The organism is Bermanella marisrubri, from assembly GCF_012295615.1.
In the GTDB taxonomy this organism is placed as follows: Bacteria; Pseudomonadota; Gammaproteobacteria; order Pseudomonadales; family Oceanobacteraceae; genus Bermanella; species Bermanella marisrubri.
In genome coordinates this window covers 863,335-878,779 of record NZ_CP051183.1, presented here as the reverse complement: position 1 = coordinate 878,779, position 15,445 = coordinate 863,335, and the positions used below count along the sequence as shown (strand labels likewise).

Sequence of the window (15,445 nt, the reverse complement as noted above, 5' to 3'; positions counted from 1 at the left end):
TCCAATGACGCTTTTCGCGGGGAGAATGCTTTTATTGATCTTGGCTTACTGAGCGCCGCGATCCAACCACTCTGCGATCATTTTCATTTCAGAAGCGGTCAACATACCTTGGTGTAAGTCTTTCACTTCTTGCTGACGCTGTTCTGCATCGCTATCGAGTGTGAGTGGTTTAAATACCCAGTGATCATCGCTGCTATCTTCATCGAACAAGTCGAAGAAGTTTGCGCTGGCGATTGCACCTAACTCACTCATATAAGATTGCTCGTAACAGCTAAAGCAATCGTTTTCTGGTTGGATGGTAAATGGTGGCTGTACCACTCGACGACAATGCTGATCGGATACTTCGCTGAAGCGATTTGCTAAGTACATGTAAGTAGCTTGTTTACCAAATAGTGCATCTTGTGAGCTTGCAGTAACGTCCGATAGATCCAGCTTGGTAAAACCGCGATTATCGTGACAATCAGCACAGGCATTGCCCGCTTCATCACGACCAGATTTATTCCACAATGGTTTGATGTGGGTTTCGTAGTTGGCTTTTGCTACACAGGTTGCATCCAGTTCTTGCTCACAAGCAATGCTGACGGGTTTTTCCGTACTAATGCCATCGTAACCAAGATCAACTGCTGGACTTCCTTGCAGTGCAAGCGGTGTCCACCAATCTTGATATTGAATACGAGTATTTAATGCCGCTTGCTCTGGCTGTGCTTTATACAGAGCAAGAGCCATAGTGTCGCCTACATCGCTAGCGGTGATTTCAGCGCGCGTATTTGGCCATACATAGTTATCATTTAGAGCGCCAATGTTCACATTGCTATCGCAATCTACACACGTCACGGTAGCGACATCACCCGATGTCATAACGTCGCTTTCATTGAAATGCGTATAGGCATCGTTTGCACCGAGCATAACAGCAGAATCCAATGCTTTGCCGTATTGGTTCGTCACTTCATAGCTGAAGCGAGTAAATGCTGGCAATTCAAATACCACTGAACCATCTGGTTGAATCGGTGCATAACCTTTTAGTGCTTTAGCTTCAAAGTCTGGATGAACCCAAACACGTACAAAACGCTCTTGACGGTCGTGCATGGCAAATGCAGTTGGGTCGGCCATATCATTGATGCCATATTTGCTAACGTCGATACCCTGATCGTCATAAACGCTACGAATATGCACAACGGATGCAGTAGGTTGTTCAGGCTCTACAGGATCAGTCGATACGCCACAGTTATCCTCTTCTGTGAATTGCTCTAGCTGATCTTTTAAGGAAAGCGCAAAGCTTCGATCTGCCTCGCTCACACTACACTGCGCCATTAACGTTTGTGCTTGATTCAATGCATCGGCAATGTCTTGTGGAACCGAGCCAATGTTGGCTTCGTTTAAGCGCGCAGTCACATAGTGGCTACCTAGAATATTCCAAGCATCGCCATGGGCTGGTTGATTCACCATTTGATACCAACTTGTAGAACAAATTTGAGTATCTTCGTGTACAGGCCATGGAGTCTGCTTGTGCTCTTGCGCGGCATAGCGGTTATGGTTTTTCCAGTAACCTTTACCATAGCACTGGCCATCTGGCTGACCCACTGGATCATTTGGATCTGTAGGGTCCGTTGGATCTGTAGGGTCCGTTGGATCAGTCGGATCAGTCGGATCAGTCGGATCAGTCGGATCAGTTGGATCAGTCGGATCAGTTGGATCAGTTGGATCAGTTGGATCAGTTGGATCAGTTGGATCTACTGGCTCGTCATTACAGAACTGCTCTTCCTTATACGTCACGATGAAAGACGTGATGTTTGGATCTTTAAAGAAGTTGTATTCAGTACCTTCACGAGAGAAGAAGCTGGCACCGGTTAAGTTTTCGCCAACAGGACTATTAGAGGTAGCGCGCACGGCAACGGTAAACTCTTCTCCGCGGAATGGGCCAACAACACCACCATCGGTATTGCTCCAATATTGGAAGTCACCTTGGTATTGCTTACCCGCTGTTGTGGAGAACGAAATCAGTTCGTGACCATCATCGGAAAGAATCACTTGATCATAAGAGACCCCATCAGCGCTTTCATTGCCTTGAGTTAGCACTTCGAAGAAAACCTTGTTATTGCTCTGACCACTAGCGTCTTTATTGAAGAAGAAGTAAAGGAACAAATCGCCTTCATTAATTTCACCGCGTGGTTTTACAGCATCGTTGTTACTGTAAGAGGTTGCCGCATGAACAGCCTTAGACTCGTAGAAGAAAATATGTGCTGAACTGTCTTTTGGTTGAGGCAATGCATCATTGAACTCATCCGCTATAAACGTTGGATGCGCAGAATGGCTGTAGTAGTCATAGCTTGCATCTGGCGTTTTTGCCCCTTGGAACGAGGTAATATTGCCTAGGAACGCATCTTTAACTAACTGATTTGGATCGTCTTGGCTTGCAACGGCAGACCAAATAGATAGTTGCTTACCAGGCACACACACTTGATCTTCAACTGTGGCTTCGACCATGACGGTATCTGCAGCACTATTCACTTTGCCGTCATTAACCACGAGCTCGATTACGTAAACGCCACGCTCTAATAATGTCAGAGTAGGCTGTACCGAATTTACGTCTGCTAATAGATTTTCACTGCCTTCTACAGGTGAGCTAATGACTCTCCAGCTGTAAGTTAACTCGTCACCATCTGCATCCGAACTGGCACTACCATCAAGCATCACAGTGGCACCGACAGGCTGGTTCAACACATCTTCACCGGCATTAGCAATAGGCGCATTGTTTTCTGGATCTGTAGGATCTGTAGGGTCCATTGGATCTGTTGGATCTGTTGGATCTGTTGGGTCCGTTGGATCTGTTGGATCTGTTGGATCTGTAGGATCTGTAGGATCTGTTGGATCAGTAGGGTCCGTTGGATCAGTCGGATCAGTCGGATCAGTCGGATCAGTCGGATCTGTAGGATCTGTAGGATCAGTCGGATCTGTAGGATCAGTAGGATCAGTCGGATCTGTAGGGTCCGTTGGATCTGTTGGATCAGTCGGATCAGTAGGATCTGTAGGATCAGTCGGATCTGTAGGATCAGTAGGATCAGTTGGATCTGTAGGGTCCGTCGGATCAGTAGGATCAGTAGGGTCAGTTGGGTCAGTTGGGTCAGTTGGGTCTATTGTATCTGGAACCTCTGGCAGTTCGTCGTCAAACTTTAGGTTTTCACCCATGTTTGGATACGCTAGAGCAACCTCTGTATAAATACGGTTCGCTTTACCTTGTAAAACAGGCATACGGGTATTGTTATTGGCATCGAGCACCCAAATACCATAGCGCGGTTCAACACCCTCCGGATTTTCACCATCACTACAAGGAACATATCGACCAGATCTCTGCTGCATACAGCTACTCCAGCTTACTAAGGCGCGATTAGTGCCATCGCGGTATGGCCAGAAAGCAGAAACATAACCTTGTTTTGCGGTCACGTTGTCGGTAAATAACTCATCACTGCCAACGGCTTTAAAGTGAACCTTGCCATAAACCGAATTACTAACAGTACGGCCAGCTGGGCTCGAGTTATCTCCCGCCTTAGTGCCCAACAATTGAACTAGGGTACCGCCCAATAGTGGGTTTTCTTTATTTTTCAGGATAGCCATTAAACGGCCATCATTACCTTGCATCAGGTGAGTAATCTCGACTTTCTGCAAGTCAGTATCTGTAAGATTATTAACATCTTGGTAGAGCGATTTGAGCTGTTCACCATTGGGTTGGATGCTGTGAACATTTTGCTGAGTAGCGCTTTGGCCTTTAAAGATCAACGTACCGTCTTTCAAATTACGCGCTTCAACTTGATGGCCAATAGGCGCAGAACGTGCTGACTCAGTTTCAAGTAAAGCTTTCAGATCTTCACCATCACGACTCACTGTATATAAAACAAATTCACTACCCGTGCCGCGATTAGACGAGAAAACAATCTTATCGTCATTGGTATAGGTTGGGCTTACGTCATGGCCTGCATTAGCAACGTCATCTTCTTCGAAAATACGCTTAACGGTTTTTTCTTCGAAGTCGTATTCGAATAAGTTCCAAGTATGCACATCAGAGCCACCATGGGCCGTGAATAACAAATAGCGACCATCGCTGGAAACGCTCAAATCTTTTACGTCATAGGCACCATTGAAAACAGTGGACAAGATTTCTGTGTCTGATGCATCCGAGCTGATAGCAGAGCGAACAACTAAGCGGCTGCCAGGCAAGTATGCAGCGGGCTCTTTCCGTTGTTCACGTAATTTTGATACATCTTGCTCGCTGGTTAAATCGCGAGCAACAAATGCGAATGGGGTGCCAGTATTGATTGCGGCTTCTTGCGCATCATCATTGACCTGCAATTCTTCACCACAACCGGCCAATACCAATGCACTGGATAAAAATAATACTTTAACTGATTTCATCAAACTCAACTCACGCATGAGTGAAAACTCCTAATCTTGCCTACACATATTGTGGCATCACCCGGTCTTAATAATCGGTATGACTTCACAGAAATGTTTCGGAGTATTTCGAACAAGCAAGAAAATGTTACAGAACGTGACTGAGTTCAAATTGAAGCTGTGAATTAGCCGTCGTCAGACTAGGAACTATCTTGGGTTGCGAGCGATTAACGCGCCTACAACCACAAGATATTTGCTCAAATAATCGCCTATCTAGGATGGTAAAAATGTGAAGGTATATTGAACGGCGGTAGGATTCACGTCCTCGGCACCAAAGTTAATTTCACCAATTTTTTTGAGCATTTTTTGCTCAAGAACAGGGGAGTTAAGCTCACTACTTTTTAGCTTCAAACCATCGATTTTACCGTTTGGCAAAATGACAAATTCAAAAATAAAGCGACCATTTAGCTCTGGATTTTGGCGCAATGCTTTCGTGTAAAGGGAGTACACAGCGCCCTTATATCGCTCCAAAGTACGTCGGATACTTTGCATGTCACGTTTTTTATTTTTTGACGGATCATAGTGGTATTCCGCTTTACTTGGCAGCTCGATATTGGCAATGGGGCTTTCGATATCCGTTGACCTGTGATCGGCCAAACTTGCACCTTTGGCGTTCACCGTCACGTCACTGGCCTTTATACCACCACTGGTCGCAGTCACACTGTCTTTGCCAAGAAGTGAGCGACTACTTTTTTGTACTTGCCCTTCACTCGTGCTTGTAATGTTCCGCTTTTGCATTTTACTCAAGTTAACCGAACCACTTAATGCACTTAACTGCTGCGCCAAGGAGTTCATGTCCGGCTTGCCTGTTTTCGCACCCTCTTTGGGCTTAGCCTGCTTATTGATATTCTGAGTTTTCTGCTCAGGGGGCGGCTCAACGGGCTGTGGCTGGGGTTCTTGCTTTGGAGGATCCAAAATCACTTGAGCAACCACTTTTTCTTCCACCTCTTCTTTACCGGTTAAATCCGGTAATAAAGGCATCAACAGCATAAACACTAAAACCGGGATAGAAACCTTTTTAGCAATACGCTTAAAGCGCTCGTTCTGCTCTTGGTTTTCGTGCCAAGGCAGCACCAAGTCCAATGCTAAGTGGTCATGACTAGAATGCCCAGCAGGCGCTGCATTCATAGCAACACTCATGGCTGACCTCCCTGCACAGTCATCGGTGAACCGATTACTTGGTTCACCGCTAATGCGATATCCCGGTAATTTTCTTGAGAGCAACTAGCCATGACCGCTTTTAAAATCTCATATGGTATTGCTTGGTCACCCATAATCGTTACGGGACGCCCATTCTTCTCTTCAAATTCCGTCAGTTCGCCTTGCTCTGCGCTATGAGATTTCAAGAACTCAGCAATTTCAGGCACGGCCTTACCTTTAGCCGCACGCACCTTGTCCAAACTAACAATCACGTCATCTTCGACCATGATTGAGTCACCACCCACTTTTAAAAGCAATTCGTTCTGAAATGAACCTTGAGCTTGTGAGTCAGGCAGTTTTATAAACTCTACCTTTTCAATTTCTTGGCTATCGCCACTGTTCATCAACAAGAAGAAAACCAATATCGTAAAAATATCCATGAGAGATACTAGATTTAGCCCAGCAGCTTTCTTTTGGGTTTCTCGTCGATCTAAAACAGTTCCACTTAATGCCATATTAAGATCGCCTATTTTTTGCTCGCATCGCCAAGCGAAATTTGAGGAAATAATTCCACTTCGGCTAAGCTTGCTGCAACCACGGTTTGATACGATTTCACCGTATCCATGGTACTGATTAACGTTTGATACTCGAGATCCTTTGAGGAGAGGATCACAGCATCTTTTTTATCCGATACTTTATCTTTAATGCTACGTAAGACTTGCGACAAAGTAGCAAAGTCATGCTGACCATTTTCCAAAGGCTCAATGGACTTCACCAGACTGCCTGCGGGGAAGTAAACATCTAGCTTGTCTTTAGTCACCATCACTTCTAGTTGTGACTGATCTAAATCTGCTGCCGAGGCTCCACCCGATAATTCAGGTAGGTTAATTTCCATAACGGTTACCTTGGTAAACGTCATACTCATGAGCAATACAGGCACAAGAACAATCATCAAGTTCATGAAGCTTGTTACATCAATATCAGCATCATCTGTTTTTTGGCGCTTTACTTTGAAGCCCATAGTACTTTACCTATTAAATAACTTAGGCCGATTTATCTTTTGGCATGCCTGCTTCAATGGCACGGTTTAATGTCATGACATTTAAAAATTTCACACCGGCCATTTCGATGCTAGCAATAATAGCATTGGTTTTGTTCGTCAAAATCGCATGAAAAACCAATAATGGAATTGCAGCAATAAGACCGAATGCTGTGGTATTCATCGCTACCGAGATAGACATAGAAAGCAGTTTGGATTTTTCCGCTGGATCAGCATTAGCAACTGCGGTAAATGCTGCAATTAGACCGATAATCGTACCCAGTAGACCTAATAAGGTTGCTACGTTCGCCAAAACCGATAGATATCCAGTACGCTGCTCCAGCTGAGGCACAGCCTCCATCATGCCTTCACTCATGGCTTGTTCAACATCGGCACGTTGCTTAGTGACACGCATCATGTCCAGTCCACAGCCAATCATACGACTCACAGGCGCGTCGTTATCGCGTGTAAATAGCGTCATTTTATCGTGGTCGTCAGTGCGCAATAGCGGTAGAAAATCGTCAAACGCTTTTAAGTTACGCGCTTTCTCGCGATTCAAAAAACGCCAGCGTTCAACCGTGATTGCGATGCCGATCAGCAACACAACTGCGATAGGGTATATAAAGAATCCCCCATCCTGAAAAAATTGTGCGATTGCGCTAAAAATGCCCATGGTGTTTCCTCATTTCCTCAATTCAGCAAACATATATGTCTACCGATTAATTGCCTTCTAAATTCATTTCTTCGTAAATTTCAATAGAGCGCAACATTACATCACGGTCTACTGCGTCTATACTTTTTTCGTACTTATCTTCTTGCTTTTGATATAACTTCTCGGAACCCTCCGGCCCCTGCCAAGGGACGAAATAACTGACCGCTGGCTGTTCTTTATCACCCACAAAGTGGCTCTCTAGTTTAATTGGCTCTTCTGCCCAAGCCACACTGCTTAAACTCATTAAGATAAGTGCTTTACGTATCATCCTTGCGCTCCTGGTAGATTATTAGCCATTGCTTGCTTTATTTTGTCAAAGCCCGCCTGACTATCTACATAGCTTTTAAAATTCTGAGTACGCTCTAATACTTCTTTATACCAAGCAATCGCCTGTGGATCTTTATAATCATCCAAGAACAAATAGGCCTCATAGTGCATTTGTGCTTTTTCGGCTTGGTTTAAATATAGGTCATATAAAATAGCGATATTTAAATGTGCTTCAGGAAAGTCTGGCCACAGCTTTAATGCCAATACCAAAGTATTTTGCGCAACGTGAAATTCACCCATTAAGCGTTGTGCTTTGGCCAATGCAATATAAGCATTAACATTGTCTGGGTTAACCCGAATGGCTTTCTGGTACAACTCTTCTGCCTTTTTAAAGTTTTCGCGCTCTACTTCAAGGTGACCGAGTAAAACCCAAGGGCCCGATAGTTCTGGGTCCTTCTTGGTAATAACTGAAAGCTTCTGTTCTGCTGTCTTGAAGTCTTCGGCTCTCATGGCCTTTTTGGCTTCAATAAACAACAACACTGAACCCTTATTGATCTTGGTTTTCTCCGCCAAATACGGATTTTCAACCGTCTCATACGGAACCAATTTGCTTTCTTCATTATACTTTTGCGTCGGTACAAACTGCGCACTGGGTTGCAATGCGACTTTTTGACCCGCTTCTGGTAACTGCATTTTTTGTGAGCATGCAGATAAAGTAAATAAGCTCACTAAAGCAATTGTTTTTAATGTGTTATCGAATCTCATCACCATACTCCGCCACAGCTTCGCTTTTGGCAAAACGCTGTGGATCAACTTCTTTCATGGCTTCAAAGCTTTTGGCAATCCACTGATTAAAGTGGCCTTCCCAGCTCAAAGTAATATTGTTTTCGTACAATCCTTTGGCTAGTTCCCTGAAAGGCGCAGCTTGTTGAGCAAGGATATTACGGTAACCTTGCTTTTCTTCTGCGCTCAATGAACTCGGTAATGGTGCCGAGTTCAGTTCCTGACTAAAACCATTGTAAAGTTCAGCCATCTTGTAACTCGCTTGAGTTACAAATTCTAAAATGCCGTATTCAGTCGCTTGCTCATAGCGCGTTGTTGCGTCTTTCAGATATTGGTTTTTACGTGCAAGGGTCTCTTGTAGCGGGTCACGTAAAGAACGACGATTAAACTCCCAAGCAAAATAATCACCGTACTTGGTGCTCGCCCATGCACCCAGATAACGGCTTCGATCTGTACGTTCTGAACCAGCAGTTTTATCGCCTTGAATTACGCGACGCAACCAATAAAGATGACGGCGACGATCGTCCGTCTTCTCGTAGAGATCCGCCAATTGATAACGAGCTTCCATGCGCTCATCAAATGGCTTTTCGAATTCATGGGCGTAGTCTCGGTAATGTAATATGGCTTTATCCAGCTGATTTTCTTTTCGGTATAGACCCGCGGCAATGAATTTAGCCTCGCGACGAATTTCCGCGTCTTTATCGTTCTTATACAAATCCAAATAAGCAACCGCAGCTTTTAGATTTTGGCTGTCTTGTTCATAAGCAAAGGCTAACTTACGCGGAAACTGAACCGCTAACTCATGCTTTGGATACGACTTTATTAGCTGCTTAAGCTCAGAAATAGCACTTTTCCATTTCTCTTGCTGTAGTAAAATAGACACTGCATCATATTGAGCAACAACTCGAATATCCGTATTTGGCGCTAACTTCTTAATACTTAAATAGGTCTTAACAGCTGCGTTCAAGTCGGGTTTCACATCATTTTCTGCGTCACCTTTCTGCATAGCCTCCGCTCGTTTGTAAATCGCAGCAGCGAGCTGCTTACTCACTTCTGCATATTCAGCTTGCTGTGGTTTAAGCAATTGACGTTTTGCGTAATAATTATTTTGCGCTAACTGATATTGGCCCAACTGGAAATAAGAGTGCGCCAAGATACCATAGGCCTCACGCTGAATATCACGTCCAGAGCGCTTTTTGTTTTCCAGCAGACCATTGGCAACTTCGATGGCGCGGTCGTAGGCTTTGAGTTCGAAAAGGTACTGAGCGGCATTACTCAATACGGCCACAGCACGCTTGTCGTTTGGATACACTTGAGCAAAACGCAGCATGGCATCAACTGAGCCAGCTCGCCATTTGTCCAACGTCTTCACATCGGCTTCTGCCAACTCTAAGCCATCGATGTGCTTGCGATATGCAATGATACTTGCATAGGCCGCTTCTGATGATTTTTTGTAGCCTTTGTGACGATACGCCACTTGGTAATAATCTTTGGCTGCCTGATCAAACTCGCCATACTCGAAATGAGCATCGGCCTTTTGATAGAGCATTTCAGGTACTTTTTTATCTTGTGGGAATACCGCGACGAAGTTGCCATAGTATTGAGTGGCTTTATCAAATGATTTGTCAGCCAGCTCTTTTAAGTGAGACTCTTTACTTTTAGCAAACGTTTTTTGTGCTTCTTGTGCTTGGCTGTGATGGAACTGTGCTAATTTCACATAATAGCCACGGACGTTTTTATAAATGGCCTCTTTTTGTGCTGGATATCGCTTCAAGAATTCACTTTCAGGACCGTATGCGGTGATGTATTCGGCTTTTTCTTTCAATACCATTTTAGGGAATGCGCCCTTATCATAGGCAGCTATCAACTTGGTATGAAATTCAGGGTTACGGCTATCGAACTCAAAGCGCTCAATATAACTACGATAAGTCATAGCGCTGTCGTTGTAACGGCTCTTTTCTAAGTAGAATTCCGCTAAACGACTGTAAACTTTGGAGACATGCTTTTTGCCATCTAGGCGATCAATATCTTCGATAGCAGCAGCCCCACCCAAGTTCACTAACGCCAAGCTCATGCTGTGCAATGTATCATCGACCAACGGACGCTCAACATTATTGAGTTTACGGCCTCCCTCAATTGCATCCATTAAGTCATTTAGGACATACGCATAATGATCTAGCGCTTTATCATAAGACCCTTGCTTGTATAGGCTCCAAGCTAGCATATAGTGGCTGTTTAAGATCAAATTGCCACCATCTTTCAAAGTCACTTTACGATAAGCTTTTTCAGCTTTGTTATACAAATCACTACTAAAATATATATCGCCCAAACGGAAGTAGGCTTCACTTATGCGTTCATAATATGGGTGACGATCAACCAAGCGCTCTAACATTTTGCGCGCATTTTTGGGCTGGCCTTCCATGTCATACGCTTTTGCCAGCTGGTACAAAACCTCTGCATTATCAGGGCTATTTGGGTATTTCTCTAAGATATCCACATAGCTAGCGATTGCCCGACGATAATATCCGGCTTCAGGCGCGGTACCTGGCTTAGAAATTTTATCATCGCCCTGTGCCATATTGACGCCCGCAATGCGGCGTTCAATCTGTTCCTTTAAATACTCATCATCTACAAGATCAATAAGTTGTTCGTATTCACCTCGCACATCATCATGGTCAAGATTTTTAAAATCTAGCGCTGCTGTTTCTTCAATGCTTTCGCTTTCAAGATCTGCAATAGTGCCTTGTGATGAACATGCCACTACCAATGCTGCCATGGCACTAGCAAGGGTGAGGCGGGTCATGGCGTTCATGGCCGTTCTCCTGTTTTATTCGATTGTTGTTCTCGGATGTCTTCCAAACGATATAAGGTTTGGTCGTATAAACGGGCTTTACCCAAGCGCGCTTGCGCCCAGTAGTAGCGCATGCGCTCTTCGTGCTTATCGAGTTCTGCATTGACGACTATGCGCATAACACGCTCAAGTTCATCAATTAGATCATCGGTCTCGCTTAATTTTTGTTTAATACGATTATGCAGTTTTTTGGCCCAGCGCACATTTTCTTCAGATTGACGATAAGGCTCTTCAATAGCACGCACTCGCTTCAAACGATCTTCTAAAAATTCAAAGTCTTGCGCTGTCGCTTCAAGCAATGCACTAAAACGTTCCTGCTCCTCAACATCTAATGTGTAAGTGTGCAAACGCAGTTCACTGATTTGGAACTCTAGATCTTCTTGCTGCTTTTCAGTTTTCTTAATGAAACGAGCAATTTTTTCACTGGTTAAACCTTGCTGGCGATGTTTGATAATCAATTGGTGTTCGACCGCCTGGCGCCCCCAATACAATAAATTTTCGCGCAATGCGTACAAGTCACGTAATTCTTTAATCACCGAATGGAACGGGTTAGATGACATCAACTCAATTAAAAACGGTGTCAGCTTGTTATAGTCTAAGCTCGGCTCTGAACCATACCAATCCGTTTCATCCATGATGGCTTCTAGATTAACCACAAACTCTTCCGGAATTTTTTGACCGGCAATGATTTTTCTCGCGCCACCAATGGCATCCACACCCGAGGCAAACGCTTTCTCTGCCAACAGGTATTGCTTTAATGCTGCCCGTGTGGCCCCTTTTTGTTCGTATAAGTGCGCTAGTAAAACTTTCGCCTCTTGTACTTCAGCGATACTAATTGAGCGCTTATTCAAGGCTTTCAATGCTGGAATAGCTTGCTCAAATCGTTTGAGTTTAATCGCGGTCCACCCATAACTAAGCAGCGCTCGGTTACTGTACAACCCCGTGGTGCGAACATTTTGCAGATACTTCCATGCACCCAGTAGGTCTTGATCTTGAATATGGATATGCGCCAGCGCTTGCTTTGCGCGGTCCGCCAATACTGCAAATTCTTCTTTGGGATTGATCTTGGTGTAACCCACGACTTCATTCAAAAGGCTGCGGGCTTTGGCGTCATCACCACGCTGTAATTGCTTTACTGCGAGGTTAAATAACAAATAAGGTTCATACGGGTTACTGGATTTTTTCAGATTGATGGCACGCTCTGCATTTTCCAAATGATCGAAATGCATGTTAATGAGCGTGGCCAAGTAGTTAAACTCCTCCACAACATCTTCAGGCATGGTGCCCTTAATACGCGCTAGGGCCTTTGCTGCTTCGGATGCTTGACCCTTGTTATAGTATAGTTTGGCTAAGTAGTACCAAGCTTTGTTCCGGGTTTCGGGGCTAACATCTTTATCCAATAAATCTTTAAAAATAGACTGTGCTTCATCTGGTAAGCCATAACTTAGTGTCATACCACCTTTTAACAAGCGTGCGGCATCAGCATCATGCAACCACTCATTGAGCTCATTGGCGTATTCATATTCTACTAAAGCGGCAAAATAGTCTTGCTGGTAGTATTCATAAAGCAAAGTGCCATAACGCAGATCTTTCTTGGCCTGTGCAGTAAACGCAAACGCACAGACAACACTAAACGCGATTGCTTTTAAGAAAACACGATTCACCATGCTTGCACTTACCATTGTTTGATCTCAAACAGGGCTTCCTGTTTGGCAGTATCGTCAATGATGGCCAACTCGATGTACTGACTACCTTGGTTTTTTGTGAACTCTAACTCAGCTGCGCGTTTGTAAGGACGACCATTTGGACCCAGGCCGGTGAAGAAAGCGGAGATTGTATGCAAGCCTTGATTCAAGTTAGTAATGTGCAAACGCTGAACACCACCACGGGCTAACGCTTGGCGCTGCTTTTCGCTGTAAATGTGACTAGCAACCTGCTTACCATCCAACTTGAGCTTAATACCCTCTAGTGTAAAAAAATGACCAACATCTAAAGAAACAAATACCGTAGCACGAGTACTGGATGGGAAAAGCAACTCCTCTTCCATTAGCCGTAGATCTTTATTCAGATCAACGACACTGGATTTTAAAGTTTGAATATCTTTAGATAATTGCTTAACCGTATTCAAAGCCTTTTGTGCACTTTCTTGTCTGGCTTTGGCAGCAAAATCAATCTGCGCGTCCGCGCCATGAGCCATACCAGTCGCAGCCAATACCAGCGCCACAACTATCCACTTTAGTGGCGTGTTTACCCAACTCATGCTCTCACCCATTTTCTTTATTCACTGGCCCACTGCGTGAACCTGATCAATTTTCATTCGGTTTTTATTAATTTGGCCATTCGTAACCAAGTGCTCACTTACTGTTCAGATACTAGTTCTAGTGAGGAATGGACAAAAAGGGTCGCAATTATGGAGGTTTTATCGATGGATTTATCTGAGGTAGTTCAAATTCTGAGATGTTGTTACAAAACTTTTTGTTTTTTGTGGGTTTTGTGAAAGATTGTTTATCATATTGGTGAAGCAGGTCACACATGATGTGTGCAACACCTGCATACAAAGCGAATGCTTAGCCTCTAAAATAAACGGCTTTTACGATTCTGCTCAGATTTGGTTGTATCATGACAGTGGCTTTGTCCAAAATTCTTATATTTACTCTCTCCGCGTTCGTTGCGCTCTCCAGTATTGCGGAGACATCAACACAAGACCAGAAACCCGAATTTGTTCAATTAAAGGTTATTGATCCTTTTCTTGAACTCCACACTGGGCCTGGCCGGGGTTACCCTATCTTTCATGTTGTAGAACAAGACGAAATGGTGTCCGTTCTACGTCGTCGCACAAACTGGTTTTACGTGCAGGATAGCCGTCAGCGCCAAGGTTGGGTCAAGCAAGAAGGTCTCGCGAGAACCCTCGCCCCTACCGGTTTGCCAGCCGCCCTGCCAGAGACTCAGCACGGTGATTTCTTGGCGCAGCAAGGCCGCGTCGGCTTCAGCTTTGGCCAACAAGGCAGCTCAGAAACCGCCAGTTTTACGGCTGGCTTCCGTTTATTAAGCTGGGCCGGAGTGGAAGTTGAATACGGGCAAATTTTTGGCAAGTTCATTGATGGCGACATGTATAGCGGCAGTATTATTATCGAACCCATCAAGAGTTGGACCTTCACTCCCTTCATTAGTAAGGGCTATGGCCGTCAAAATTGGCAAGTGAAAGAAAAGCAGCAGGTGGGGACTAGCCCAGAAGTCGATACCGAATTTGAATTCACCGGCGCCGGAATCAACTATTACATCGGTTATAGCTTTGTCGTTCGCGCCGAATTCCGCTCGATCTATTTAAACGCAGACAATGATAACGGTAACCAAACCGCTTGGCGTCTGGGTTTCAGCAGCTTTTTCTAGAGGTAACTATGTCACGTATTATTATCAATTCTTCACTCGGCCGTATTGCTGCTTGCACTGCTGGTCTTTTATTCAGCCTTATCTCAAACGCAGAAGAAGGTGATGGATCAGTTGAAATCAATCCAATAGAGATAGTTGAACCAGACTCTGATTTACGCGAAGTATATGAAGCACAAATCGATACAGAATTCTTCGAGCTCGGTGGTTATCTGGGTTTCTTATCCATCGAAGACTTCGGCACGACCACGGTAACGGGCATTAAGGGCAGCTTTCATGCCACTGAAGATTTCTTCTTGCAAGGTAACTATGCCCAGGCTGATGTGCCAACAAGCATTGCGGAACGTCAAAACGGCGGAGCCAGTATTATCGTTAATCGTGACTACGAATACTACAACCTACTGGTAGGCTACAACTTGTTTCCGGGTGAAACCTTTATTAGCCAAGATCTCACGCTCAATAGTGCGTTTTATTTGGTACTGGGTGCAGGCAATACCAAGATTAACGACGACAATTATTTCACATTAACCTCGGGTGCTGGTTACCGCATCATATTAAGTGATTGGCTAACATTTAATCTAGATATGCGCGACCATACATTCAAAAACGAAATTAGTGGTGCCAATAAACGCGTTCATAACTTAGAGTTTAGCACCGGCTTAACGGCTTTTTTCTAAACATCCAGTCATTGCTGAAAAAACAACCAGACCAAAACCTTGGTCTGGTTCACATTTTTACCTACTTATTGCATTTTATCGTGCAATTTTACTAAAAAATCGACTCACATCTCAGTCTCACCCGGTCATCATGGTTACACTGT

The 15,445-nt window shown here is 44.3% G+C and carries 12 protein-coding genes; 2 read left to right on the top strand and 10 right to left on the bottom strand.

From position 1 onward, the window contains the following. Nucleotides 1–45: 45 nt before the first annotated feature. The 10 genes from HF888_RS16595 to HF888_RS03925 form a co-directional block, all read right to left on the bottom strand. Nucleotides 46–4,425, bottom strand: a complete 4,380-nt coding sequence (locus HF888_RS16595; protein ID WP_244957548.1) for a TolB family protein — start codon at nucleotides 4,423–4,425, stop codon at nucleotides 46–48. Nucleotides 4,426–4,659: 234 nt separating this feature from the next. Beyond that, nucleotides 4,660–5,586 carry an AgmX/PglI C-terminal domain-containing protein gene (locus HF888_RS03965; RefSeq protein ID WP_007018932.1) on the bottom strand — a complete coding sequence of 309 codons (927 nt, stop codon included), beginning with the start codon at nucleotides 5,584–5,586 and terminating at the stop codon, nucleotides 4,660–4,662. Then, nucleotides 5,583–6,101 (bottom strand): ExbD/TolR family protein, encoded by a 519-nt coding sequence (locus HF888_RS03960; RefSeq protein ID WP_007018933.1) that lies wholly within the window; start codon nucleotides 6,099–6,101, stop codon nucleotides 5,583–5,585. Before HF888_RS03960 ends, HF888_RS03965 begins: the two co-directional genes overlap by 4 nt. A gap of 11 nt (nucleotides 6,102–6,112) precedes the next feature. Beyond that, complete coding sequence (locus tag HF888_RS03955; RefSeq protein WP_007018934.1) at nucleotides 6,113–6,607, bottom strand: ExbD/TolR family protein; 495 nt, start codon at nucleotides 6,605–6,607, stop codon at nucleotides 6,113–6,115. Nucleotides 6,608–6,629: 22 nt separating this feature from the next. Further along, a complete protein-coding gene (locus tag HF888_RS03950; RefSeq protein ID WP_007018935.1) occupies nucleotides 6,630–7,298 on the bottom strand; it encodes a MotA/TolQ/ExbB proton channel family protein in 669 nt (222 codons plus the stop codon). A 46-nt stretch (nucleotides 7,299–7,344) separates the two neighbouring features. Beyond that, on the bottom strand, nucleotides 7,345–7,605 hold the full coding sequence (locus HF888_RS03945; protein WP_007018936.1) for a hypothetical protein: 261 nt from the start codon (nucleotides 7,603–7,605) through the stop codon (nucleotides 7,345–7,347). Further along, nucleotides 7,602–8,369, bottom strand: coding sequence for a tetratricopeptide repeat protein (locus tag HF888_RS03940; RefSeq protein WP_050758042.1), 768 nt, complete (start codon nucleotides 8,367–8,369; stop codon nucleotides 7,602–7,604). The genes HF888_RS03945 and HF888_RS03940 overlap by 4 nt, the downstream gene beginning before the upstream one ends. Next, nucleotides 8,356–11,199: a tetratricopeptide repeat protein gene (locus HF888_RS03935; protein WP_007018938.1), complete on the bottom strand. Its 2,844-nt coding sequence runs from the start codon at nucleotides 11,197–11,199 to the stop codon at nucleotides 8,356–8,358. Before HF888_RS03935 ends, HF888_RS03940 begins: the two co-directional genes overlap by 14 nt. Next, nucleotides 11,196–12,905: a tetratricopeptide repeat protein gene (locus HF888_RS03930; RefSeq protein WP_133308517.1), complete on the bottom strand. Its 1,710-nt coding sequence runs from the start codon at nucleotides 12,903–12,905 to the stop codon at nucleotides 11,196–11,198. The genes HF888_RS03935 and HF888_RS03930 overlap by 4 nt, the downstream gene beginning before the upstream one ends. A gap of 8 nt (nucleotides 12,906–12,913) precedes the next feature. Further along, entirely contained in the window at nucleotides 12,914–13,498 is a 585-nt protein-coding gene (locus HF888_RS03925) for a hypothetical protein (protein WP_007018940.1), read from the bottom strand. A gap of 359 nt (nucleotides 13,499–13,857) precedes the next feature. Between HF888_RS03925 and HF888_RS03920 the strand changes: the two genes are divergently transcribed. After that, nucleotides 13,858–14,628: an SH3 domain-containing protein gene (locus HF888_RS03920; RefSeq protein ID WP_007018941.1), complete on the top strand. Its 771-nt coding sequence runs from the start codon at nucleotides 13,858–13,860 to the stop codon at nucleotides 14,626–14,628. 8 nt (nucleotides 14,629–14,636) lie between these two features. Continuing rightward, nucleotides 14,637–15,302, top strand: a complete 666-nt coding sequence (locus HF888_RS03915) for an outer membrane beta-barrel domain-containing protein (RefSeq protein ID WP_007018942.1) — start codon at nucleotides 14,637–14,639, stop codon at nucleotides 15,300–15,302. Nucleotides 15,303–15,445: the final 143 nt, after the last annotated feature.

Coding starts and splice junctions, on each gene's coding strand:
- HF888_RS16595 (WP_244957548.1), bottom strand. CDS start 4,425: ATGCGTGAGTTGAGTTTGATGAAATCAGTTAAAGTATTATTTTTATCC.
- HF888_RS03965 (WP_007018932.1), bottom strand. CDS start 5,586: ATGAGTGTTGCTATGAATGCAGCGCCTGCTGGGCATTCTAGTCATGAC.
- HF888_RS03960 (WP_007018933.1), bottom strand. CDS start 6,101: ATGGCATTAAGTGGAACTGTTTTAGATCGACGAGAAACCCAAAAGAAA.
- HF888_RS03955 (WP_007018934.1), bottom strand. CDS start 6,607: ATGGGCTTCAAAGTAAAGCGCCAAAAAACAGATGATGCTGATATTGAT.
- HF888_RS03950 (WP_007018935.1), bottom strand. CDS start 7,298: ATGGGCATTTTTAGCGCAATCGCACAATTTTTTCAGGATGGGGGATTC.
- HF888_RS03945 (WP_007018936.1), bottom strand. CDS start 7,605: ATGATACGTAAAGCACTTATCTTAATGAGTTTAAGCAGTGTGGCTTGG.
- HF888_RS03940 (WP_050758042.1), bottom strand. CDS start 8,369: ATGAGATTCGATAACACATTAAAAACAATTGCTTTAGTGAGCTTATTT.
- HF888_RS03935 (WP_007018938.1), bottom strand. CDS start 11,199: ATGAACGCCATGACCCGCCTCACCCTTGCTAGTGCCATGGCAGCATTG.
- HF888_RS03930 (WP_133308517.1), bottom strand. CDS start 12,905: ATGGTGAATCGTGTTTTCTTAAAAGCAATCGCGTTTAGTGTTGTCTGT.
- HF888_RS03925 (WP_007018940.1), bottom strand. CDS start 13,498: ATGAGTTGGGTAAACACGCCACTAAAGTGGATAGTTGTGGCGCTGGTA.
- HF888_RS03920 (WP_007018941.1), top strand. CDS start 13,858: ATGACAGTGGCTTTGTCCAAAATTCTTATATTTACTCTCTCCGCGTTC.
- HF888_RS03915 (WP_007018942.1), top strand. CDS start 14,637: ATGTCACGTATTATTATCAATTCTTCACTCGGCCGTATTGCTGCTTGC.